Here is a 23,950-nt window from a genome sequence, read left to right on the forward strand (position 1 = left end):
GGGAAATCTCCACGGCGCTCACTTTACCAGTTGGTGATAATTATCCGAAGCTGAAGTTTGTAAATTCCTTCCACTGAATGCAACATTCACTCTATTTAAGAGAAATATTCATCAAACCTATAAATCAAACAAATAAAAAACCCATAATTATTTCCTGTAATTATGGGTTTATAGATAATGTCAATTTATCTGTTTAGCGTCGCACGAATAATCGGCCCAATTTTTTCAAACGCCACCGGAGAGATAATATCCACATGCGCACAATCCTGACGATAGATATCCAGCTCAGCAATCCACGGTGCCCAGGCCTGTTCAGGACTCATACCTTCCTGAAGCGTGCGTTCGGCAACAAATAGCGTCGCTTTACCGTCAAACGGTACACTATGAGCAGTCGTCAGCAGGCGCACAGCATCAGCGTAGTTGCCTTCAATGGTGGTAAACAACTCCGTTGAAGTACTTCCCTGCTGTGCCGCCAGGAAGGCCTCGCGCTCGCGGTTAATCTCCGCCAGCACTTCCGGGTCCAGGCCATTAGCCTCTTTTTCCTGCCAGTTTTGCGTTTCTGGCGGCCAGGTATCCAGCAAGCCAAGAAATGCCACCTGTTCGCCACGGGCACGCAGCCGCGCCGCAATACCCTGCGCCAGCGTACCGCCCAGCGAATAACCCAGCAGGTAATAAGGGCCGTGCGGTTGATGCTCAAGTAACGTTGCCAGATGCGCTTCGCAGACTTCATCCAGATTTGCCGCGGTCTGCATGGGGCCATTGGGGCGCGGCGACTGAATGCCGATAATCGACCATTGTGGATCGAGATAACGCGAGAGCACGCTGAACTGCCAGGCAAAACCGGACGCAGGATGGAAACAAAACAGCGTCGGGCCATTACCTTCACGCAACGGCAGAATGGTTTCGAATCCCATGCGCCGGGAGCTGTCTTCTTCACCATCAATAATCGTTGCCAGTTTGGCGACAGTTGACGCGACCATCACCTGCCCCGGCGTCACCTGGCGGGTAAACTGCCGACTTAACTGCGCAGCCAGTTTCATTGCCAGTAGCGAATGACCGCCAAGCGCGAAGAAATCAGCATCGGCATCCTGCACGTCACAACCCAGCAACGACGAGAATGCCGCGGCGATAATCGTTTCACTGCCCGCTTTCGGCGCACGCCCCGGCGCTTGTGCCTTCAGTTCAGGCAACGGTAAGGCTTTGCGATCCAGCTTGCCGTTGGCGCTAAGCGGCAACTGCGGAAGTTGCAGCAGAACCACGGGCACCATATGCGGTGGCAATGTTTCGCGCAACTGCGCCTGCAATGCAGTGGTATCCAACGGCAGGCCTGATTGCGACACCAGATACCCAACCAACTGACGCGCATCGCCTCCCGTTGCGGCAGCCTGGTTAATAACGCAGGCGTGGGTCACGGCCTGTTCAACGTCCGGCAGCGCCTGCATCACGCGATCGATTTCGCCCAGTTCGATACGCTGCCCGCGAATTTTTAGCTGATCGTCACTGCGCCCGAGGTACTCCACCGCGCCGTTATCCAGCCAGCGGGCAACGTCTCCGGTACGGTACATCCGTTCGCCAGGGGCAAAAGGATCGGCAATAAAGCGGCTGGCGGTCAGATCGGGTCGTCCGAGATAGCCCTGCGCCAGTTGTATGCCAGTGAGATAGAGATCACCCGCCACACCTGGCGGCACCGGATGCATCATCGCATCAAGAATACGCAGGCCCGTATTCCACACCGGATAACCAATCGGCACACTGCTGCCGCGCACCTCTGCCAGTTCCTCGCCAAAAGCCGGATACCAGCTGACATCTACCGCCGCTTCCGTCGGGCCATATAGATTATGCAACGGCACGCTGGTTAACTGTTGCCATTCGCGGCATAAATCAGCGGGTAAGGCCTCACCACTACAGAAAACCTGTTTCAACGTCGCGCAATTCTGACGAGCGGTTTGCGGAGTCAGCGATGCAACAAATGCCGCCAGCATCGACGGCACAAAGTGCGTGGTCGTTACGCCATATTCGGCAAAGAATTGCTGCATAGCGAGCGGGTCGCGGTGCGCTTCCGGTTCAGCCATCACCAGTTTAGCCCCGGCAATAAACGGCCAGAAAAACTCCCACACCGAGACATCAAAACTGCACGGCGTTTTTTGGGCAACGATATCTTCGCCTGTAAGCGGGTAGTGGTTTTGCATCCAAAGCAGGCGGTTAACGATAGCCGTCTGCCCGACCATTACCCCTTTCGGCCTGCCGGTAGAGCCAGAGGTAAAGATGATATAAGCCGTGTGGTGCGGTTGTGAAAGTTTCAGCGGCGCACTGCCCTGCGGTGTAAGCGGGGCGTTATAGCAAAGGCGGGTTAAATCTGGAACATCGGCAAAGCGCGGCAGTTGATCGTCGGTGGTGATTAACAGCGACGGACGCGCATCTTCCAGCATCATTTTCAGGCGATCGTCCGGATAACCGGTATCCAGCGGTAGCCAGGCCGCGCCAGCTTCAACTATCGCATGTAGCGCCAGGGTCAAAAAGACCGAGCGCGGTAATGCCACCGCCACGCTGTCCCCTGGTTTAACGCCGCGCTCACGCAGCAGATTCGCCAGCGCCACCACCTGCTCGCGCATTTCCCGATAGCTGAACTGGTAACGCGCATCTGCCAGCGCCGGAGCATGCGGCGTTTTTGCCGCTTGTTCTGCCACCAGCGCGCTAAGCGTGGTTTCTGGAATCTCAACCTGAGTGGCGTTGATCTGCGCCAGCTGCGCATACTCACCTGGCAGCATAATATCGACATCGCCGCACAACAGCGCCGGATCCGCGGCGAACTGGGCAATCAGCATTTTCAGGCGTTCAGCATGCTGGATTAACGTTGGCTCATCGTAACGCTGTTTATTGGCGAGGATCTCAATACTCAAATCACCGTGTTCATCCGGGAACAGGGCCAGTTCAAGGTCATTAACCGGACCGGTTGCCAGGGTATGGGTTTGCGTCTGAACACCAGGAATATCCAGTTGGTAATCAAATACCTTGATATTGAGTACCGGACCGAACAGCGGTTCCTCTCCTGCCGCTCGCCCGCTGTCACGGACAATTTGTTCTGCATCGTAACGTTGATGACGACGCATTTTTTTCAGTTGTGCTGCCAGTCGGGTTGCCAGTTCCGGCAGCGTTTCTTGCGCCTCAATATGAATACCCAGCGGCAAAACGTTGAGCACGGGTCCGGTAGCCGTCAGCGCCGCCGAGCCCAGTCGACGCATAAAGATAAATCCGGCGGCGTAGTCCATGCGATTGCACAATCGCCCCAGCCACAAAGCAGTCAGCGCAAGGGCTAAATCGGTACGCTGCACACCTGAAAGTTGCGTAGCCAGCTGGCGGAATTCCCCGTCGGTAAATTCCAGTTTCAGGCGCAAAATATCTGCCGAAGCGCTGCGCCCCGGTAAAGGTGCCGGAGAAAGTGACGCGGGCGGTGGCAGTTGACGACGCTGTTCCGCCCAGAATGCCGCATCACGCTGCCAGGCTTCGCTTTCGCGGTATTGCTGGTACTCTTCCACGACATCAGCGAAAGGCGTAAACGGCGAAGCAGGCGTTGGTTCGCCACGCAGCCATGCGCAGTAAATATTGGCGATCTGGCGGGTAATGGCCGGGAAACTGAAGCCATCGACCAGCAAATGGTGATAACGCTGATACCAATACCAGCGGTTATCTGCCACCTGAATGAGCTGATGAAAGACCAGCGGTTTGCCGCTGTCGGCACGTAGATTTTGCTGTAAATCCGCCTGCATTAATGCCTGCGCAGTACCGTGCGGATCAATGTTGGTACGCAGATCGATAATTTCTGGCAGTTCGAACGTCAGCGCATCATCGACCCACTGCCAGACTTCGCCGTTATCTTCCGTAAAACGCATCCGCAGCGTATCTGCTTGCGCTAATCCGGCAACCACCGCGCGGGCCAGTAATGGCGCATCAACCTCTCCGGTTAACTCAACGTAATGCGCCACGCTCCAGGTGGAGGGTAAATCCGACAGTTTTTCTGCCATCCAGATGCCGGGCTGTGCGGCGACCAAAGGTAAATGCTGGCTCATTGCACCTCCTGCAACTGGGTGAAATTCGTCGGTGTCAGAGTACGCCAGTGGGCTTCCAGCCACTGCTGGCAGGACGCCTGTGACTGCGGCTGACACACAACGTCCCAGCCTGCCGGTAAGGCGCATTGTTGCGGCCACAGACTGAATTGCCCCTGCGCATTGCGCAAAATGTAAAACGCTACCTGCGGATCATCGAAGGGATTACTGAATGCCATATTCAACTCCTGTCATGGAAAAGTGGTTGCCAGAGGTCGATTAGCCCCTGCATCAAGCCACCGCGCCAACAAAGCGCATCATGTCCGCCGTCAACCTGACGCCAGAAAATGGATTCTTTTATGGGGTGTAATTGCGCATACAGCGCCTGATTGGCCCGCATGATCATCGGCTCGCGAACACCCGCTTCCAGCACAATGCGCAGACCTTCGGCGCTAACTTCACCAGTTTTTAGCTGTTCAAGTAACACGCCCTCTTGGTGCCCGCCCCGATGCGGCCACCAGTACGATCCTGACTGGCTTAATACACAGCCAAAGCGTTCAGGCCAGTGCAGTCCGGCATACAGCGCAGAAAGCCCACCAAAACTCTGCCCGGCGACCACGGTGCGATCGGCGCGATCGCTAAAAGGGGCAATAGCTTTCACCAGGGGTAATAACTCTTGCTGTACTGCCAGCCAGAAATCCGTATTACACGGCAGTTCGTGGGCACGGTGCGTGGTGTCGATAGCGTCGATCAACACATACACGGCGGGAGGAAGTTGCTGACGATGGGTCAGCGAAGTCAGCACAGGCCAGACGGGCATACTTTGCGCCCAAAATTCGCCATCGAGCAAAACTGCCAGCGGGCGTTCTTCTGCTGTTGCATCGCCGGTGGTAAAAATCCATACACGGCGTGAATTCTTCAACCGTTCACTTTTCCAGATAATTTCTTTGGCAGGTGTTTCTGGCGCTTGCGGACAATCCCATCCCGGTTGCAGAGGCGCTTGCGGCATTTCGAGTGCAGAAACAGCGTGCCCTCGCCCGCCTTTCCAGCTTTGTGGATTCAGCGGATCGGCTATCGCCTGGGGTAATAGTTTTCGCCAGCCTTCACGTAATTCGAGGCGATCGGGGGATGGTGCAGAAAAAATGTCATCGCGTTCGGTGGGAATAAAACAGTAGCTGCCGCGCCAGTTGGCATTAAGTTGTGTCGTCCACTGCCAGACGTTGGTACCTGCAATTCGCTGCATCGACTGGGGCTGGCTGTTCTGATGGTGATCGGTCACACCAGTGATGTAGACCCATACGCGCTTTATCGTCGAGTATTCTTCAGAACCTTGGGGATCACGCCACCAGAAAGTGACCTCAAACATTTCGTCATTCAGACGCTGCCATTCCGGGCCATGTTTCGACTGCCACCAGCTCTCACTTCCTACTTTTAACGCCGTCACACCATAACCCCATGTTTACTGTGAAATTTTTCATTGATTGCAGAAATATATTGATAATATTATTGATAACTATTTGCATTTGCAATAGCGTAATGGCGCGCCGTGGGAAGCGCGGACATTAATTAACCAACTGCACTGCGTGTCTTTCAGGATCAAAGGTTTTCGCGGTAGCGGGATGCGTCGTGTTGATGACGACCATGCCCGACAGTTGCAATTCGTGGCAAAAATGCAGGAATAAAACAATGAACAAGAAGATTCATTCCCTGGCCTTGTTGGTCAATCTGGGGATTTATGGGGTAGCGCAGGCACAAGAGCCGACCGATACTCCTGTTTCACATGACGATACCATTGTCGTTACCGCCGCCGAGCAGAACTTGCAGGCACCTGGCGTTTCGACCATCACCGCAGATGAAATCCGCAAAAACCCGGTTGCCCGCGATGTGTCGGAGATCATCCGTACCATGCCAGGCGTTAACCTGACCGGTAACTCCACCAGTGGTCAGCGTGGGAATAACCGACAGATTGATATTCGCGGCATGGGTCCGGAAAACACGCTGATTTTGATTGACGGCAAGCCGGTAAGCAGCCGTAACTCGGTGCGTCAGGGCTGGCGTGGCGAGCGCGATACCCGTGGTGATACCTCCTGGGTGCCACCTGAAATGATTGAACGTATTGAAGTTCTGCGTGGTCCGGCAGCTGCGCGTTATGGCAACGGCGCGGCGGGCGGCGTGGTTAACATCATTACCAAAAAAGGCAGTGGTGAGTGGCACGGCTCGTGGGACGCATATTTCAATGCGCCAGAACATAAAGAGGAAGGTGCCACCAAACGCACTAACTTTAGCCTCACCGGTCCGCTGGGCGACGAATTCAGCTTCCGCTTGTATGGCAACCTCGACAAAACTCAGGCTGACGCGTGGGATATCAACCAGGGCCATCAGTCCGCGCGTGCCGGAACGTATGCCACGACGTTACCAGCCGGGCGCGAAGGGGTAATTAACAAAGATATTAATGGCGTGGTGCGCTGGGACTTCGCGCCTCTGCAATCACTCGAACTGGAAGCGGGCTACAGCCGCCAGGGTAACCTGTATGCGGGCGACACCCAGAACACCAACTCTGACTCCTATACCCGCTCGAAATATGGCGATGAAACCAACCGTCTGTATCGCCAGAACTACTCGCTGACATGGAACGGCGGCTGGGATAACGGCGTGACCACCAGCAACTGGGTGCAGTACGAACACACCCGTAACTCGCGCATCCCGGAAGGTCTGGCGGGCGGCACAGAAGGGAAATTTAACGAAAAAGCGACACAGGATTTCGTCGATATCGATCTCGATGACGTGATGCTGCACAGCGAAGTTAACCTGCCGATTGATTTCCTCGTTAACCAGACGCTGACGCTGGGTACGGAGTGGAATCAGCAGCGGATGAAGGACTTGAGTTCCAACACCCAGGCGCTCACCGGGACGAATACCGGCGGTGCTATTGATGGCGTGAGTGCCACCGACCGTAGCCCGTATTCAAAAGCAGAAATTTTCTCGCTATTTGCCGAAAACAATATGGAGCTGACTGACAGCACCATCGTAACGCCGGGGCTGCGTTTCGATCATCACAGCATTGTTGGCAATAACTGGAGTCCGGCTCTAAACATATCGCAAGGTTTAGGCGATGACTTCACGCTGAAAATGGGCATTGCCCGTGCTTATAAAGCGCCGAGTCTGTACCAGACTAACCCAAACTACATTCTCTACAGTAAAGGTCAGGGCTGCTATGCCAGCGCGGGCGGCTGCTATCTGCAAGGTAATGATGACCTGAAAGCGGAAACCAGTATTAACAAAGAGATTGGCCTGGAGTTCAAGCGCGACGGCTGGCTGGCGGGCGTCACCTGGTTCCGTAACGATTATCGCAATAAGATTGAAGCGGGCTATGTGGCTGTAGGGCAAAACGCAGTCGGCACCGATCTCTATCAGTGGGATAACGTACCGAAAGCGGTGGTTGAAGGTCTGGAAGGATCGTTAAACGTACCGGTTAGCGAAACGGTGATGTGGACCAATAACATCACTTATATGCTGAAGAGTGAAAACAAAACCACGGGTGACCGTTTGTCGATCATCCCGGAGTATACGTTGAACTCAACGCTGAGCTGGCAGGCACGGGAAGACTTGTCGATGCAAACGACCTTCACCTGGTACGGCAAGCAGCAGCCGAAGAAGTACAACTATAAAGGTCAGCCAGCGGTTGGCCCGGAAACCAAAGAAATCAGTCCTTACAGCATTGTGGGTCTGAGCGCGACCTGGGATGCGACGAAGAATGTCAGTCTGACCGGCGGCGTGGACAACCTGTTCGACAAACGTTTGTGGCGTGCGGGTAATGCCCAGACCACAGGCGATCTGGCAGGAGCCAACTATATCGCCGGTGCCGGGGCGTATACCTATAACGAGCCGGGACGTACGTGGTATATGAGCATTAATACTCACTTCTGATGCTAACGTCAGATTGTTGACAAAGTGCGCGTAGTTCATGCCGGATGCGGCGTGAACGCCTTATCCGGCCTACAAAAATCTTGCCAATTCAATATATTGCAGGACCACGTAGGCCTGATAAGCGTAGCGCATCAGGCAGTTTTGCGTTTGTCATCATTCTCTAATATGGTCGACATGAAAACTACGCATACCTCCCTCCCCTTTGCAGGACATACGCTGCATTTTGTTGAGTTTGATCCGGCGAGTTTTCGCGAGCAGGATTTACTCTGGCTGCCACACTACGCACAACTGCAACACGCTGGACGTAAACGTAAAACAGAGCATTTAGCTGGACGAATCGCTGCTGTTTATGCCTTGCGGGAATATGGCTATAAATATGTGCCCGCTATCGGCGAGCTACGCCAACCTGTGTGGCCTGCGGAGGTATACGGCAGTATTAGCCACTGCGGGACTACGGCATTAGCCGTGGTATCTCGTCAACCGATTGGCATTGATATCGAAGAGATTTTCTCTGTACAAACCGCAAGAGAATTGACAGACAACATTATTACACCAGCAGAACACGAGCGACTCGCAGAATGCGGTTTAACCTTTTCTCTGGCGCTGACACTGGCATTTTCCGCCAAAGAGAGCGCATTTAAGGCAAGCAAGATACAGGCCGCTCAAGGTTTTCTGGATTATCAGATAATTAGCTGGAATAAACAGCAGCTCATCATTCGACTAGAGGATGAGCAGTTTGCTGTGCACTGGCAGATAAAAGAAAAAATAGTCATAACGCTGTGCCAACACGATTAATTGACAACATCTGGTACGATTCGCCCGCAGCCATCACTGACCACGGGCGAAAGTGTAAAGCAGGTGCCTTACCATCCTGACCTGACAACCGGATATGCGGGGATTACTCCCCGCACAACGGCTACTTCTTCGGTTCGTAAGCGAGAACAGCCTTAAACTCAATATTACGTTCCTTCACCGTAAACTCACACAGCGAGTCTCCGACCAGAAGCGTAAATCCCAGCACCGTTAAACACAGCACTATGACTGCCACAAGGGCATATTTCGTCAGCATGTTTATATTGCCTCCATGCGAAGAAGGGACTACCATCCGAGTTGTTGAGGTTCGGAGTGGCAGCCCCAGGATTGATAGAAATATCTCCTGGGGCTTCATCTTTCCAGACCTCAGAGTTAACCTGAAACCGGAAAGCTTCAGGCACCCGCTGTTATCTTACCCTTCCTTAGCAAAATAACTGTTTATTTATACAGCAAGTCCTGTTTCGGACTTCTGTTGGCAACACTCGTTATTGCTCGTAAAACGAAATCGCCCGCAGCCATCACTGACCACGGGCGAAAGTGTAAAGCAGGTGCCTTACCACCCTGACCTGACAACCGGATATGCGGGGATTACTCCCCGCACAACGGCTACTTCTTCGGTTCGTAAGCGAGAACAGCCTTAAACTCAATATTACGTTCCTTCACCGTAAACTCACACAGCGAGTCTCCGACTAGAAGCGTAAATCCCAGTACCGTCAAACACAGCACTATGACTGCCACAAGGGCATATTTCGTCAGCATGTTTATATTGCCTCCATGCGAAGAAGGGACTACCATCCAAATTGTCTGGTTTGGAGTGGCAGCCCCAGGGTTGATAGAAATATCTCCTGGGGCTTCATCTTTCCAGACCTCAGAGTTAACCTGAAACCGGAAAGCTTCAGGCACCCGCCGTTATCTTACCCTTCTTCAGCAAAATAGCTGTTTATTTATACAGTGAGTCCTGTTTCGGACTTCTCACTCCTCATTTGATCAACTGAAGCTGAACCCGTTTTTTTCTGCATGCCTCAATCGTCAAAATTCTTCGCCACCAGTCCGCACTGCCATAACTTGTCATATTGCAAAATGTAGCCAATTTGCTTCAGTCACCATCATCAAAAAAAGAAACATTCCAGAACTTCCGCATCTCGCCCAGTCGCTCCCACTTCTATACTGAATAGAAAACGCCAACATTAGAGAAACCTATGCCATTACCCGATTTTCATGTTTCTGAACCTTTTACCCTCGGTATTGAACTGGAAATGCAGGTGGTTAATCCGCCGGGCTATGACTTAAGCCAGGACTCTTCAATGCTGATTGACGCGGTTAAAAATAAGATCACGGCCGGAGAGGTAAAGCACGATATCACCGAAAGTATGCTGGAGCTGGCGACGGATGTTTGCCGTGATATCAACCAGGCTGCCGGGCAATTTTCAGCGATGCAGAAAGTCGTATTGCAGGCAGCCACAGACCATCATCTGGAAATTTGCGGCGGTGGCACGCACCCGTTTCAGAAATGGCAGCGTCAGGAGGTGTGCGATAACGAACGCTATCAACGAACGCTGGAAAACTTTGGTTATCTCATTCAACAGGCGACCGTTTTTGGTCAGCATGTCCATGTTGGTTGCGCCAGTGGCGATGATGCCATTTATTTGCTGCACGGCCTGTCACGGTTTGTGCCGCACTTTATCGCCCTTTCCGCCGCGTCGCCATATATGCAGGGAACGGATACGCGTTTTGCCTCCTCACGACCGAATATTTTTTCCGCCTTTCCCGATAATGGCCCGATGCCGTGGGTCAGTAACTGGCAACAATTTGAAGCCCTGTTTCGCTGCCTGAGTTACACCACGATGATCGACAGCATTAAAGATCTGCACTGGGATATTCGCCCCAGTCCTCATTTTGGCACGGTGGAGGTTCGGGTAATGGATACCCCGTTAACCCTTAGCCATGCGGTAAATATGGCAGGATTGATTCAGGCCACCGCCCACTGGTTACTGACGGAACGCCCGTTTAAACATCAGGAGAAAGATTACCTTCTTTATAAATTCAACCGTTTCCAGGCCTGCCGCTATGGGCTGGAAGGCGTCATTACCGATCCGCATACTGGCGATCGTCGACCATTGACGGAAGACACCTTGCGATTGCTGGAAAAAATCGCCCCTTCTGCACATAAAATTGGCGCATCGAGCGCAATAGAAGCACTGCATCGCCAGGTCGTCAGCGGTCTGAATGAAGCGCAGCTAATGCGCGATTTCGTCGCCGATGGCGGCTCGCTGATTGGGCTGGTGAAAAAGCATTGTGAGATCTGGGCCGGTGACTAAGCCGGGAATTGCCTTACAGAAGAATATCCCTGACAATGGTGTTTTAACTTACATTTAACAATGTTATGAAACACCCTTTAGAAACCTTGACCACCGCAGCAGGCATTTTGCTGATGGCTTTCCTCTCTTGCCTGCTGCTTCCCGCCCCCGCATTGGGGCTGACGCTGGCACAAAAACTGGTGACCATGTTCCATCTGATGGATCTTAGCCAGCTTTACACTTTATTGTTTTGTCTGTGGTTTTTAGTGCTGGGCGCTATTGAGTATTTTGTTCTGCGCTTTATCTGGCGACGCTGGTTCTCGCTGGCGGATTAAACGTCGATTATCGCCGTACTTCGCGGCATACTTTGCTTATTCTCCTTCGCCTAAAGGAACGTTTATGGATAAGCAATCACTGCACGAAACGGCGAAACGCCTGGCCCTTGAGTTACCCTTTGTCGAGCTTTGCTGGCCTTTTGGCCCGGAGTTCGATGTTTTTAAAATTGGCGGCAAGATTTTTATGTTGTCGTCAGAGCTGCGCGGCGTTCCCTTTATCAATTTGAAGTCCGATCCACAAAAATCCCTGTTAAATCAGCAGATATACCCGAGCATTAAGCCAGGATATCACATGAATAAAAAGCACTGGATTTCAGTGTATCCCGGCGAGGAAATCTCCGAAGCGTTACTTCGCGATCTGATCAACGATTCGTGGAATCTGGTGGTTGATGGTCTGGCTAAACGCGATCAAAAAAGAGTGCGTCCAGGCTAAAGCGGAAATCTATAGCGCATTTTTCTCGCTTACCATTTCTCGTTGAACCTTGTAATCTGCTGGCACGCAAAATTACTTTCACATGGAGTCTTTATGGATATCATTTCTGTCGCCTTAAAGCGTCATTCCACTAAGGCATTTGATGCCAGCAAAAAACTTACCCCGGAACAGGCCGAGCAGATCAAAACGCTACTGCAATACAGCCCATCCAGCACCAACTCCCAGCCATGGCATTTTATTGTTGCCAGCACGGAAGAAGGTAAAGCGCGTGTTGCCAAATCCGCTGCCGATAATTACGTGTTCAACGAGCGTAAAATGCTTGATGCCTCGCACGTCGTGGTGTTCTGTGCAAAAACCGCGATGGACGATGCCTGGCTGAAGCTGGTTGTTGACCAAGAAGATGCCGATGGCCGCTTTGCCACGCCGGAAGCGAAAGCCGCGAACGATAAAGGTCGCAAGTTCTTCGCCGATATGCACCGTAAAGATCTGCATGATGATGCAGAGTGGATGGCAAAACAGGTTTATCTCAACGTCGGCAACTTCCTGCTCGGCGTGGCGGCGCTGGGTCTGGACGCGGTACCCATCGAAGGTTTTGACGCCGCAATCCTCGATGCAGAATTTGGTCTGAAAGAGAAAGGCTACACCAGTCTGGTAGTTGTTCCGGTGGGTCATCACAGCGTTGAAGATTTTAACGCTACGCTGCCGAAATCTCGTCTGCCGCAAAACATCATCTTAACCGAAGTGTAATTCTCTCTTGCCGGGCATCTGCCCGGCTATTTCCCCTCAGATTCTCCTGATTTGCATAACCCTGTTTCAGCCGTCATCATAGTCTGCTGTTGTATAAAGGAGACGTTATGCAGGATTTAATATCCCAGGTTGAAGATTTAGCGGGTATTGAGATCGATCACACCACCTCAATGGTGATGATTTTCGGTATTATTTTTCTGACCGCCGTCGTGGTGCATATTTTTTTGCATTGGGTGGTACTGCGGACCTTCGAAAAACGTGCCATCGCCAGTTCACGGCTATGGTTGCAAATCATTACCCAGAATAAACTCTTCCACCGTTTAGCTTTTACCCTGCAGGGGATTATCGTCAATATTCAGGCGGTATTCTGGCTGCAAAAAGGCACCGAAGCGGCAGATATTCTGACTACCTGCGCGCAGTTGTGGATCATGATGTATGCGCTGCTTTCAGTCTTCTCGTTGCTGGATGTTATTTTGAATCTGGCGCAGAAATTCCCGGCGGCATCTCAGTTACCGCTGAAAGGGATTTTTCAGGGGATTAAACTGATCGGCGCGATTCTGGTCGGCATTTTGATGATCTCGCTGCTGATTGGTCAGTCGCCAGCGATTCTGATCAGCGGTCTTGGTGCAATGGCTGCCGTGCTGATGTTGGTATTTAAAGATCCGATTCTTGGTCTGGTGGCAGGTATTCAGCTTTCCGCGAACGATATGCTGAAACTGGGCGACTGGCTGGAGATGCCGAAATACGGCGCGGATGGCGCGGTGATCGATATTGGGTTAACCACCGTCAAAGTGCGTAACTGGGACAATACCATTACCACTATTCCCACCTGGTCTCTGGTCTCTGACTCCTTTAAAAACTGGAGCGGGATGTCAGCATCTGGCGGGCGACGTATTAAGCGCAGTATCAGTATTGATGTCACCAGTATTCGTTTTCTTGATGAAGACGAAATGCAACGTCTGAATAAAGCGCATTTGTTAAAACCTTATTTAACCAGCCGCCACAAGGAAATTAATGAGTGGAATCGCCAGCAAGGTTCTACGGAGTCGGTATTAAACCTGCGCCGAATGACTAATATTGGAACCTTTCGTGCCTATCTGAACGAATATCTACGTAACCATCCGCGGATTCGTAAAGATATGACCTTAATGGTACGCCAACTGGCTCCTGGCGATAACGGTTTACCGCTCGAGATCTATGCGTTTACCAACACCGTGGTGTGGCTGGAATATGAAAGCATTCAGGCTGATATATTCGATCACATATTTGCGATTGTCGAAGAGTTTGGTCTGCGACTTCATCAGTCGCCAACCGGCAATGATATTCGCTCTCTGGCGGGTGCATTTAAGCAGTAATTAAAAAAACCGCTCTCATCGAATGGATGAGAGCGGACATCGTTTTGTCGGATGTAGCGTGAATGCCTTATTTCCGACGCAGCGTTTTAAACGCTACAAACAGGAATACAATCCACACTGGCAGCAGAATCGCTGACAAGCGCATATCATCCATCGTGCACATCAGCAGCAAAATCATGCCGAGGAAGGCGATGCAGAGATAGTTGCCGAACGGATAGAGCAGCGCCTTAAACTGTGTTTCACGTCCCTGACGTCGCATCGCCGCGCGAAAACGCAGATGCGCCAGGCAGATCATAATCCAGTTTAACAGCAGCGTTGCTACCACCAGCGCCATCAGCAGACCAAACGCTTTTTGCGGCAGCAGATAGTTGATTAACACCACCAGCGAAGTGATGGCTCCGGAAAGCATCAGCGAGTTAATCGGCACGCCGCGACGGCTGACGCGAGTCAAAAACTTCGGCGCATTACCCTGCACAGAAAGGCCAAACAGCATGCGGCTGTTAGAGTAAACCCCGCTGTTATACACCGATAATGATGCTACCAGAATGACGAAGTTCAGCGCAGAAGCTACCACGTTGCTGTCGAGATTATGGAAAATCATCACAAAAGGGCTACTGTTGGATTTCACTTCCACCCACGGATAGAGTGCCAGTAAAACCACCAGTGAACCTATATAAAACAGCAGGATGCGATACACCACCTGATTCACTGCTTTCGGGATGCTTTTTTCCGGATCGCGCGCTTCAGCCGCAGTAATCCCAATCAGCTCCAGACCGCCGAAGGAGAACATAATTACCGCCAGCGACAAAATCAGCCCATTCCAGCCGGTGGCGAAGAAACCACCGTAGCGCCAGAGGTTGTCGATACTGGCTTTCTCGCCGCCGTGCCCAGAAAACAGCAGCCACAGGCCAAAGCCGATCATACCGATGATCGCCAGCACTTTAATCAGCGCAAACCAGAATTCGGTTTCGCCATATAAGCGCACGTTTACCAGGTTAACGGCGTTGATGATAATAAAGAAGGCGGCAGCCCAAATCCACGTTGGAACATCCGGGAACCAGTACTGCATATAGATGCCCGCAGCGGTCAGCTCTGCCATTCCCACCAGCACGAACATCACCCAGTAGTTCCAGCCAGAGAGGAAGCCCGCAAACGGTCCCCAGTATTTATAGGCAAAGTGGGCAAATGAACCGGATACCGGCTCTTCGACCACCATCTCGCCGAGCTGGCGCATAATCAGGAAAGCGATGATCCCGGCGACGCCGTAGCCCAGCAATACAGCCGGACCCGCCATCTGAATCGCCGGGCCAATGCCAAGAAACAGACCAGTACCAATTGCGCCACCCAGCGCAATCAGTTGAATATGACGGTTATGTAATCCGCGATGAAGCGTCGGCTCTTGATTCGACGCAGTATCTTCCGATACGGTTGACGCGTTTTTCACGCCTTTCCCCTGTGTGTCTTTTTTGTTGAGGGGCACCTTTTAACATTTAGTGCCCATCGTCGCAAGACACAATCCACACGGTTAAACCGGGTATCCTGCTTTTATTTCCGTACCCGATGTCGGTGCAGCCACATCAGCTTATACGCCGCCGGGATAATAAACAGCGATAGCAAAGGCGCGGTGATCATGCCGCCAATCATCGGCGCGGCAATCCGGCTCATCACCTCTGAACCTGCTCCCGTTCCCCACAGAATCGGCAGCAGACCGGCGATAATCACCGCCACCGTCATCGCTTTCGGGCGCACGCGCAGTACCGCGCCGTGATATAACGCCTCATCCAGCTTCTGCTCACTGAATGTTTGCGGATTATTCAACGACGGCTCGGCCTCTATGGCGTGACGTAAATACATCAGCATCACCACGCCAAATTCGGCGGCGACCCCGGCAAGGGCAATAAAACCGGTGCCCGTCGCCACGGAAAGATGAAAGCCCATCCACCACAGCAACCAGATGCCGCCCACCAGCGCAAACGGTACGCTGCTGATAATCAGCAACGCTTCGCCCACCCGACGGAACGCCAGATACAACAGCACGAAGATGATCATCAACGTCATCGGCACCATGAGTTTCAGCTTATGGTTGGCGCGCTCCAGTAGCTCGAACTGCCCGGAGAATGCCACGCTGGTGCCCGGTTTTAACTGCACTTTTTCAGCTATCGCTTTTTGCAAATCGTGAACCACCGACACCATGTCACGATCGCGGGCATCGATATAAATCCAGCTCGTCGGGCGCGCATTCTCGGTTTTCAGCATCGACGGTCCGGTAGAGACTTTAACGTCGGCCACGTCTGCCAGGGTGATTTGCTGCTTCATCGGCGTCAGGATCGGCAACTGGCGCAGCGCCTGCGGACTATCGCGCCAGCTTTGCGGATAACGCAGATTAATGGGATAACGGGCAATCCCTTCCACCGTTTCGCCAACCATCGCCCCGCCCACCGCAGATGTCACAAACAATTGCACATCCGCCACCGTCATACCGTAACGCGCGGCTTTTTCACGGTTAATCTCAACGTTGATATAGCGCCCACCTTCCAGACGCTCAGCAAGCGCAGAAGCCACGCCTGGCACCGTTCGTGCCACTTCTTCAATTTGCTCCGCCATCGCGTCGATATCCGCCAGCACAGTGCCGGAAACTTTAATGCCGATGGGGCTTTTAATGCCAGTCGAGAGCATATCGATACGGTTACGAATTGGCGGCACCCACAGATTCGCCAGCCCCGGCAGCCGCACGGTGTTATCCAGTTCCTCGATGATTTTGTCCATCGTCATGCCTGGCCGCCACTGATCTTGTGGCTTAAGCTGGATGGTCGTTTCTACCATCTCCAGCGGAGCAGAATCGGTGGCGGTTTCCGCTTTCCCGGTTTTGCCAAATACCCGCGCCACTTCAGGTACGCTCATAATCAGCTTGTCGGTTTTTTGCAGCATACTCGCCGCCTCTGCTGCGGAAATCCCCGGCAGCGTCGATGGCATATACAACAAGTCGCCTTCATTGATCTGCGGTAAAAATTCCCCGCCAACTTTATTGAGCGGCCAGAGAACCGTCAGCACCGAAAGCGCTGCCACCAACAGCGTGGTTTTCGGCCAGTGCAGTACTTTCAGCAACAGCGGATGATAAACACGAATCAAAAAGCGATTGAGCGGGTTACTACTTTCCGGCGGAATTTTGCCACGGATCCAGTAGCCCATCAGGATCGGGATCACTACGATCGCCAGCAGCGCCGCGCCCGCCATCGCATACGTTTTGGTGAACGCCAGCGGGCCAAACAGACGCCCTTCCTGCCCTTCCAGGGTGAAGATCGGGATAAACGACAACGTGATAATCAGCAGACTGATAAACAGCGCCGGCCCCACTTCAACAGATGCATCGGTGATCACCTGCCAGCGCGTTTTATTATCCAGCGTGGCGTCAGGATGCTGGTGCTGCCACTCTTCCAGCCGTTTATGTGCATTCTCGATCATGACGATAGCGGCATCGACCATCGCCCCGACGGCAATCGCAATACCGCCCAGCGACATAATATTGGCGTTCAGTCCCTGAAAGTACATGACAATAAAAGCAATACACAACCCCAGCGGCAACGAAATAATCGCCACCAGCGCCGAGCGCACATGCCAGAGAAACAGCGCACAGACTACCGCCACCACAATAAACTCTTCCAGCAACTTGCCGCTGAGGTTGTCGATGGCGCGGTCAATGAGCTGGCTGCGATCGTATGTTGTAACTATCTCCACGCCTTCCGGCAGACTGCTTTTCAGCGTTTCCAGTTTGTCCTTCACGGCGGCGATCACTTCACGGGCGTTTTTGCCGGAGCGCAGGATCACCACTCCGCCCGCCACTTCGCCTTCGCCGTTCAGTTCGGCAATGCCCCGGCGCATTTCCGGGCCAATCTGGACCTTCGCAACATCACGCAGATAAACGGGCACGCCATTTTCACTGGCTTTTAAAACGATGTGATTAAAGTCGTCGAGCGTTTGCAGATAGCCGCTGGCGCGCACCATATATTCCGCTTCCGCCAGTTCGATCGACGAACCGCCCGCTTCCTGGTTTGAAGCATCCAGCGCGCTTTTTACTTCGGCGAGACTGATGCCATACTGCGCCAGGCGCTGGGGATCGATAACCACCTGATACTCTTTCACCACACCGCCCACCGACGCCACTTCCGCAACGTCAGGGATGGTTTTTAGCTCATATTTGAGAAACCAGTCCTGCAATGAGCGTAAATCGGCCAGATCGTGCTTACCGCTGCGATCCACCAATGCATATTCATAGATCCAGCCAACACCCGTGGCATCTGGCCCCAGCTCGGCGCTGACTCCCGCAGGCAGCTTACCCTGTACCTGGTTGAGGTACTCCAGCACCCGCGAGCGCGCCCAGTATGGATCGGTGCCATCTTCGAAAATGACATACACATAAGAGTCGCCAAACTGCGAGAAACCGCGCACAGTCTTCGCGCCAGGCACCGACAACATCGTGGTGGTTAGCGGATAAGTCACCTGATTTTCAACGATTTGCGGTGCCTGACCGGGATAGCTGGTTTTAATAATCACCTGCACATCGGAGAGATCCGGCAACGCATCCACTGGCGTGTTAATGATGGTCCAGGTGCCCCAGATACTCAGAAATAACGCGCCCATCAGCACCAGAAAACGGTTCGCCACCGAGCGACGAATAATCCATTCAATCATTGGTTATTCCCTCAATGCGCATGGGTAGCACTTTCAGAGCGCATCCGCTCCAGTGCGCCAGAAATATTGGCTTCGGAATCAATCAGGAACAGGCCGCTGGAAACCACCTTTTCACCTTCCGCCAGACCAGAGCGTAATGCGGTGACACCTTGCGATGCCTGGAAAACGGCAACGCGTTTCGGTACAAAGCGCCCGTCGGCATCAACGGTAATCACCCGCTGTTCGCTGCCGGTATCAATCAGCGCTTGTGACGGAATGAGCAGCATCGGTTCGCTGGCGGTATTGAGTTGCAACCAGGCGTTCATGCCCGGTTTTAGCGCCTCGTCGGCGTTGTCGACTTCCAGACGCAGCTGCAGCGTGCGGGTCGCGGCATCCACGCCGGGTAGCAGGGTCCATTTGCGGATGGTGAGTGTTTTATCCGGTCGTGCCGGAACGGTGAGCGTAAACTGCGAGGCATCTTTCACCAGCCAGGCGATAGACTCCGGGATCGCAGCAGTGACCCACACCGGGTCCATACCCTGAATTTTCGCGACCACGTTATCTTTGGCGATATTCATACCCGCGCGCAGATCAAACGCGGTGATCACGCCATCAATGGGCGCTTTGAGCGTAAAACGCGTCTGGATTTTTTGCGTGGCGATCAGTCGGCGAATATCCGCCTCCGGCATTCCCGCCAGTCGCAGCCGCTCAAGAATGCCTTCAGTCTGGGTCGCCGTACCGCCGGTTTCGCGCAGCAGTAAATACTCACTCTGCGCTTCCACCCAGTCGGGAATGGTCAGGTCGAGAAGCGGTGTGCCCTTTTGCACTTTATCGCCCACGGTAAGCGGATACACCTTGTCGATAAACCCGGCAGCGCGAGCCTGCACAATGGCATACTGATACTCGTTGTAACTGACATTCGCCGGGAAACTCTGGGCAAAAGTCAGCGGCCCGCGCGTGACGGTAGCCGTTTTCACCCCCAGATTCTGCGTCTGAGTCGGGTCAATGCGCACACCAGACGCAGAACTCTCTTCATCGGCATATTTCGGCACCAGATCCATATCCATAAACGGCGATTTACCTGGTTTATCGAACCGCGTATTGGGATACATCGGGTCGTACCAGAATAAAATTTTACGTTCTGCGGTCGACGTTTTTTCTGCGGGCGGTTCAGCCCGGTCAAACCAGGTAAAACCTGCCGCAGAAATAATACCGCCCGCGATCATGCTGCCGATAATAAGCGCGATTTTTTTCATCTCATTAAACCTGGGTTACTGGCTGACTTTAATATCTTGTAATAAAGAAAGGCTGCCCTGCTGGACAAAATTAAACGCCACTTTGTCGCCGGTTTTAATTTCACTCATTTTCGTCTGCGGGGTGATAGTAAAGCGCATGGTCATCTCCGGCCATTTCACGGCAGCAATCGGATCGTGATGGATGGTGATTTTTTTGCTTTCCAGATCAATACCTTTTACCACGCCAGTGGCGCTAATAACCTGCGGTTGTACTTCGCTCATGGTTTCATGATGATGTTCGTTAGCCTGGGCATTAAAGCCAATAACGGTAAACAGACTGAACATTGCGACTTGCAGTGCTTTTTTCATTTATTCTCTCCTGGAGTTAAAAATTACTACTGCCAACCGCCACCAAGTGCGGCATATAAAGAAATTTCGTTAACCTGACGGGCATAATTCAGGTCAAGTAAAGTTTGTCGGGTTGCAAATAAAGAACGCTCAGCATCCAGCACTTCCAGATAACTTACTGCGCCGTGCTGATATAATGCCCGCGCCCGTTGCAAAGTAATTTGCAGCGATGCCAGATAACGCTGCTGGGCGCTAATTTGATCGTTCAGGCTTTGACGTAATGCCAGCGCATCTGCCACTTCTTTAAAGGCGTTCTGGATTTTCTGTTCATAATTCACCACCGACTGCTGCTGGCGAATTTCGGCGATATCCAGATTGGCTTGGTTGCGTCCGGCATTAAAAATGGGGATCTCAATTTTGGGTATAAAATTCCACATCCCGCTGCTGGCGTTAAATAATGACGACAGATCGCTGCTGGCGGTTGATATTCCGCTGGTCAGGCTTATAGATGGGAAAAATGCCGCGCGTGCGGCCCCAATATTGGCATTAGCCGCCATTAACGCGTGTTCAGCTTCCATAATATCCGGGCGCTGCAATAAGATTTGCGACGACAAGCCCGCTGGTAATTGAACGCTTTGCAGGCTGTCGCTGTTTACTGTCTGCGCTTGCGGCAGCTTGCCGTAGCTTCCCAATAACAGTTGCAATGCATTATTCGCCTGCGTCAGTTCCCCCTGACGTTTAGCGATGTCGCTGCGGGTACTTTCAATCACCCCGCGAGCCTGTTCCAGCGCCAGAACATTGCTGCTACCGGTCAACAGTTGTTTTTCGACAAACGCATATGACTGCTGATAATTACGCAGCGTTTCTTCGGCTATTTGCAATTGCGCATACGCCAGCTGCTGATTGAAATAGCTTTGCGCGACATTAGAAACCAGCAGAATATGCACCGCGCGCTGGGCTTCCTCAGTGGCTAAATAATTTTGGCGCTCGGCTTCGCTCATGTTCTTTAAGCGACCGAAAAAATCGAGATCAAAGCTGGCGTTAAGGCCAGTCGAGAACTCCCGCGTCGAGGCTGAATCGCCTTTAAGATTGCCGCTCCAGCTGCCGCTGCCCTCGCCATTGAGCTGTGGGTAGCGGTCGGCATCGGTCAGACGATATTGCGCCCGCGCTTCCTGCACTTTCAGCGTCGCCATGCGCAAATCCCGGTTATTCACCAGCGCCTCGCTAATCAGCGTCTTCACCTGATTATCAACAAAAAAGGTGCGCCAGCCCGCGTTCTGATAGTTATCTGCTGCGTTAACGAGGCCGTTCTGGCTGAGTGAGAACTGCTGCGGCACGGGCATTGCCGGGCGCTGATAATCCGGTGCCAGTGAACAACCGGTTAGCGCAAGGGCCACACAAAATGGCAGAAGTTTACAAGGAGACATAGGCTCATAATTTCTGGTGATTTTATGCCGTCAACTTTACTCGCCAGGCTCTGATTTTCCGGTGACAGGAAAATGACAAAATTGTCATTTTGCCAATAAGCGATTGCCATCTGATCCCGCTACTCTAGAATTGCCCGGGCAACATGCGGAGGAAATATGAAACTGTTGATTGTCGAAGATGAAAAGAAAACCGGAGAATACTTGACCAAAGGGTTAACCGAAGCCGGTTTTGTGGTCGATTTGGCCGACAATGGGCTGAATGGCTACCATCTGGCGATGACCGGTGATTATGACCTGATAATCCTCGATATTATGCTGCCGGACGTGAACGGCTGGGATATCGTGCGCATGTTGCGCTCCGCCAATAAAGGGATGCCGATTCTGTTGCTTACCGCGCTTGGCACCATTGAACATCGCGTCAAGGGGCTGGAGTTGGGGGCCGATGACTATCTGGTGAAGCCGTTCGCTTTTGCTGAACTGCTGGCGCGGGTGCGCACTCTCCTGCGGCGCGGGGCGGCGGTGATTATCGAAAGTCAGTTTCAGGTTGCCGATCTGATGGTCGATCTCGTCAGCCGCAAAGTCACCCGCAGCGGCACGCGCATCACTCTGACCAGTAAAGAATTTACTCTGCTGGAGTTTTTCCTTCGCCATCAGGGCGAAGTGCTGCCCCGCTCGCTTATCGCCTCGCAGGTATGGGACATGAATTTCGACAGCGACACTAACGCCATTGATGTGGCGGTGAAGCGGCTACGCGGCAAAATCGACAACGACTTTGAGCCGAAGCTGATTCAAACCGTGCGCGGCGTGGGCTATATGCTTGAGGTGCCGGATGGTCAGTAAGCCATTTCAGCGCCCGTTTTCGCTGGCAACCCGCCTGACCTTTTTTATCAGCCTGGCCACCATCGCGGCGTTTTTCGCCTTTGCATGGATCATGATCCACTCGGTAAAAGTGCATTTTGCCGAGCAGGATATTAATGATTTAAAAGAGATTAGCACCACGCTCAAGCGCGTTCTTAATCATCCCGAAGAGACACAAGCCCGACGCTTAATGACGCTGGAAGACATTGTCAGTGGTTATTCCAACGTATTGATTTCCCTGGCAGATAGCTACGGAAAAACGGTGTATCACTCCCCCGACGCGCCCGATATCCGCGAGTTTGCACGTGATGCCATACCCGATAAAGACGCGCAGGGCGGCGAGGTGTATCTCCTTTCCGGCCCGACGATGATGATGCCAGGGCACGGTCACGGGCATATGGAACACAGCAACTGGCGGATGATTAACTTACCGGTTGGCCCGCTGGTGGACGGCAAACCGATTTATACGCTCTACATCGCGCTGTCGATCGATTTTCATCTTCATTACATAAATGATTTGATGAATAAACTTATTATGACCGCATCGATCATCAGCATCCTGATCGTCTTTATCGTGCTGCTGGCGGTACATAAAGGTCACGCGCCGATCCGCAGCGTCAGCCGTCAAATCCAGAATATCACCTCGAAAGATCTCGACGTCCGCCTCGACCCGCAGACCGTGCCGATTGAGCTGGAACAGTTGGTACTGTCGTTCAACCATATGATCGAGCGTATTGAGGATGTCTTTACCCGCCAGTCCAATTTCTCAGCGGATATCGCCCACGAAATTCGCACACCAATTACGAATCTCATTACGCAAACGGAAATCGCCCTCAGCCAGTCGCGCAGCCAGAAGGAGCTGGAAGATGTGCTCTACTCTAATCTCGAAGAGCTGACGCGAATGGCGAAAATGGTCAGCGATATGCTGTTTCTCGCCCAGGCCGATAACAACCAGTTAATCCCCGAAAAGAAAATGCTCAACCTGGCGGATGAAGTCGGCAAAGTGTTCGATTTTTTCGAGGCATTAGCGGAAGATCGCGGCGTGGAGTTGCGGTTTGTTGGTGACGAGTGTCAGGTTGCGGGCGATCCGCTGATGCTGCGTCGGGCGTTAAGCAACCTGCTTTCGAACGCCCTGCGTTATACGCCGCCCGGAGAGGCGATTGTAGTGCGCTGCCAGACGGTCGATCACCAGGTGCAAGTTTCCGTCGAAAACCCCGGTACGCCCATTGCGCCCGAGCACTTACCGCGATTGTTTGACCGTTTCTACCGCGTTGACCCCTCCCGCCAGCGAAAAGGCGAAGGTAGCGGCATTGGTCTGGCGATAGTGAAATCGATTGTTGTCGCGCATAAAGGCACGGTTGCCGTAACGTCAGATGCTCGGGGGACAAGGTTTGTTATCACATTACCCGCTTAATTATTCAGCAAACGGCAACTTTTATAACCAGTGTAAAAATAACGTGCCGC

At 52.7% G+C, this 23,950-nt stretch carries 19 protein-coding genes and 1 pseudogene; 10 read left to right on the forward strand and 10 right to left on the reverse strand.

Going from position 1 to position 23,950, the window contains the following annotated elements; translation table 11 throughout:
* Nucleotides 1-185: 185 nt before the first annotated feature.
* Genes entF through fes form a run of 3 tightly spaced genes read right to left on the reverse strand, consistent with a single transcriptional unit; the run spans nt 186 to nt 5,487 of the window.
* Nucleotides 186-4,067, reverse strand: a complete 3,882-nt coding sequence (gene entF / locus ACK8NJ_RS16930) for an enterobactin non-ribosomal peptide synthetase EntF (protein ID WP_411961810.1) — start codon at nt 4,065-4,067, stop codon at nt 186-188.
* The gene (gene ybdZ / locus ACK8NJ_RS16935) at nt 4,064-4,282 is read right to left on the reverse strand and encodes an enterobactin biosynthesis protein YbdZ (protein ID WP_411961811.1); all 219 of its coding nucleotides are present in this window, start codon (nt 4,280-4,282) and stop codon (nt 4,064-4,066) included. Before ybdZ ends, entF begins: the two co-directional genes overlap by 4 nt.
* Before the next feature lie 2 nt (nt 4,283-4,284).
* A complete protein-coding gene (fes, locus tag ACK8NJ_RS16940) occupies nt 4,285-5,487 on the reverse strand; it encodes an enterochelin esterase (protein WP_411961812.1) in 1,203 nt (400 codons plus the stop codon).
* A gap of 242 nt (nt 5,488-5,729) precedes the next feature.
* On the opposite strand from fes, the gene fepA reads away from it, so the two are divergent.
* Both fepA and entD read left to right on the forward strand, forming a co-directional pair.
* Nucleotides 5,730-7,970: a siderophore enterobactin receptor FepA gene (gene fepA / locus ACK8NJ_RS16945; protein WP_042096326.1), complete on the forward strand. Its 2,241-nt coding sequence runs from the start codon at nt 5,730-5,732 to the stop codon at nt 7,968-7,970.
* Between the two features lie 174 nt (nt 7,971-8,144).
* Nucleotides 8,145-8,765, forward strand: coding sequence for an enterobactin synthase subunit EntD (gene entD, locus ACK8NJ_RS16950; protein ID WP_328180287.1), 621 nt, complete (start codon nt 8,145-8,147; stop codon nt 8,763-8,765).
* Between the two features lie 121 nt (nt 8,766-8,886).
* Here entD and hokE (ACK8NJ_RS16955) read toward each other — a convergent pair whose 3' ends face one another.
* Both hokE (ACK8NJ_RS16955) and hokE (ACK8NJ_RS16960) read right to left on the reverse strand, forming a co-directional pair.
* Nucleotides 8,887-9,039 (reverse strand): type I toxin-antitoxin system toxin HokE, encoded by a 153-nt coding sequence (gene hokE / locus ACK8NJ_RS16955; RefSeq protein ID WP_000956465.1) that lies wholly within the window; start codon nt 9,037-9,039, stop codon nt 8,887-8,889.
* A 350-nt stretch (nt 9,040-9,389) separates the two neighbouring features.
* A complete protein-coding gene (gene hokE, locus ACK8NJ_RS16960; RefSeq protein WP_000956465.1) occupies nt 9,390-9,542 on the reverse strand; it encodes a type I toxin-antitoxin system toxin HokE in 153 nt (50 codons plus the stop codon).
* On the opposite strand from hokE (ACK8NJ_RS16960), the pseudogene ACK8NJ_RS16965 reads away from it, so the two are divergent.
* From ACK8NJ_RS16965 to ybdG, 6 genes and pseudogenes are all read left to right on the forward strand, one after another.
* Nucleotides 9,511-9,778, forward strand: a pseudogene (locus tag ACK8NJ_RS16965) (hypothetical protein). The gene hokE (ACK8NJ_RS16960) and the pseudogene ACK8NJ_RS16965 overlap by 32 nt on opposite strands.
* Before the next feature lie 204 nt (nt 9,779-9,982).
* On the forward strand, nt 9,983-11,101 hold the full coding sequence (locus ACK8NJ_RS16970) for a YbdK family carboxylate-amine ligase (RefSeq protein WP_001130654.1): 1,119 nt from the start codon (nt 9,983-9,985) through the stop codon (nt 11,099-11,101).
* Between the two features lie 65 nt (nt 11,102-11,166).
* The gene (locus tag ACK8NJ_RS16975) at nt 11,167-11,415 is read left to right on the forward strand and encodes a DUF1158 domain-containing protein (protein ID WP_000682518.1); all 249 of its coding nucleotides are present in this window, start codon (nt 11,167-11,169) and stop codon (nt 11,413-11,415) included.
* 64 nt (nt 11,416-11,479) lie between these two features.
* Nucleotides 11,480-11,848, forward strand: coding sequence for an MmcQ/YjbR family DNA-binding protein (locus ACK8NJ_RS16980; protein ID WP_000360951.1), 369 nt, complete (start codon nt 11,480-11,482; stop codon nt 11,846-11,848).
* 93 nt (nt 11,849-11,941) lie between these two features.
* Nucleotides 11,942-12,595, forward strand: a complete 654-nt coding sequence (gene nfsB, locus ACK8NJ_RS16985) for an oxygen-insensitive NAD(P)H nitroreductase (protein ID WP_000351449.1) — start codon at nt 11,942-11,944, stop codon at nt 12,593-12,595.
* 107 nt (nt 12,596-12,702) lie between these two features.
* The gene (gene ybdG, locus ACK8NJ_RS16990; RefSeq protein ID WP_001153128.1) at nt 12,703-13,950 is read left to right on the forward strand and encodes a mechanosensitive ion channel YbdG; all 1,248 of its coding nucleotides are present in this window, start codon (nt 12,703-12,705) and stop codon (nt 13,948-13,950) included.
* 67 nt (nt 13,951-14,017) lie between these two features.
* Here ybdG and pheP read toward each other — a convergent pair whose 3' ends face one another.
* The 5 genes from pheP to cusC form a co-directional block, all read right to left on the reverse strand.
* Nucleotides 14,018-15,394: a phenylalanine transporter gene (gene pheP, locus ACK8NJ_RS16995; RefSeq protein WP_000786320.1), complete on the reverse strand. Its 1,377-nt coding sequence runs from the start codon at nt 15,392-15,394 to the stop codon at nt 14,018-14,020.
* Between the two features lie 101 nt (nt 15,395-15,495).
* Complete coding sequence (gene cusA, locus ACK8NJ_RS17000) at nt 15,496-18,639, reverse strand: Cu(+)/Ag(+) efflux RND transporter permease subunit CusA (protein ID WP_411961813.1); 3,144 nt, start codon at nt 18,637-18,639, stop codon at nt 15,496-15,498.
* 11 nt (nt 18,640-18,650) lie between these two features.
* Entirely contained in the window at nt 18,651-19,874 is a 1,224-nt protein-coding gene (cusB, locus tag ACK8NJ_RS17005) for a Cu(+)/Ag(+) efflux RND transporter periplasmic adaptor subunit CusB (protein ID WP_053273890.1), read from the reverse strand.
* Nucleotides 19,875-19,889: 15 nt separating this feature from the next.
* Nucleotides 19,890-20,222, reverse strand: coding sequence for a Cu(+)/Ag(+) efflux RND transporter periplasmic metallochaperone CusF (gene cusF / locus ACK8NJ_RS17010; protein ID WP_042003289.1), 333 nt, complete (start codon nt 20,220-20,222; stop codon nt 19,890-19,892).
* A 26-nt stretch (nt 20,223-20,248) separates the two neighbouring features.
* On the reverse strand, nt 20,249-21,628 hold the full coding sequence (gene cusC / locus ACK8NJ_RS17015) for a Cu(+)/Ag(+) efflux RND transporter outer membrane channel CusC (protein ID WP_411961814.1): 1,380 nt from the start codon (nt 21,626-21,628) through the stop codon (nt 20,249-20,251).
* A 156-nt stretch (nt 21,629-21,784) separates the two neighbouring features.
* On the opposite strand from cusC, the gene cusR reads away from it, so the two are divergent.
* Entirely contained in the window at nt 21,785-22,468 is a 684-nt protein-coding gene (gene cusR, locus ACK8NJ_RS17020) for a copper response regulator transcription factor CusR (RefSeq protein WP_000770953.1), read from the forward strand.
* Nucleotides 22,458-23,900 carry a Cu(+)/Ag(+) sensor histidine kinase CusS gene (gene cusS, locus ACK8NJ_RS17025; protein ID WP_411961815.1) on the forward strand — a complete coding sequence of 481 codons (1,443 nt, stop codon included), beginning with the start codon at nt 22,458-22,460 and terminating at the stop codon, nt 23,898-23,900. Before cusR ends, cusS begins: the two co-directional genes overlap by 11 nt.
* Nucleotides 23,901-23,950: the final 50 nt, after the last annotated feature.

This window comes from Escherichia sp. F1 (assembly GCF_046764225.1).
Classification (GTDB): domain Bacteria; phylum Pseudomonadota; class Gammaproteobacteria; order Enterobacterales; family Enterobacteriaceae; genus Escherichia; species Escherichia coli.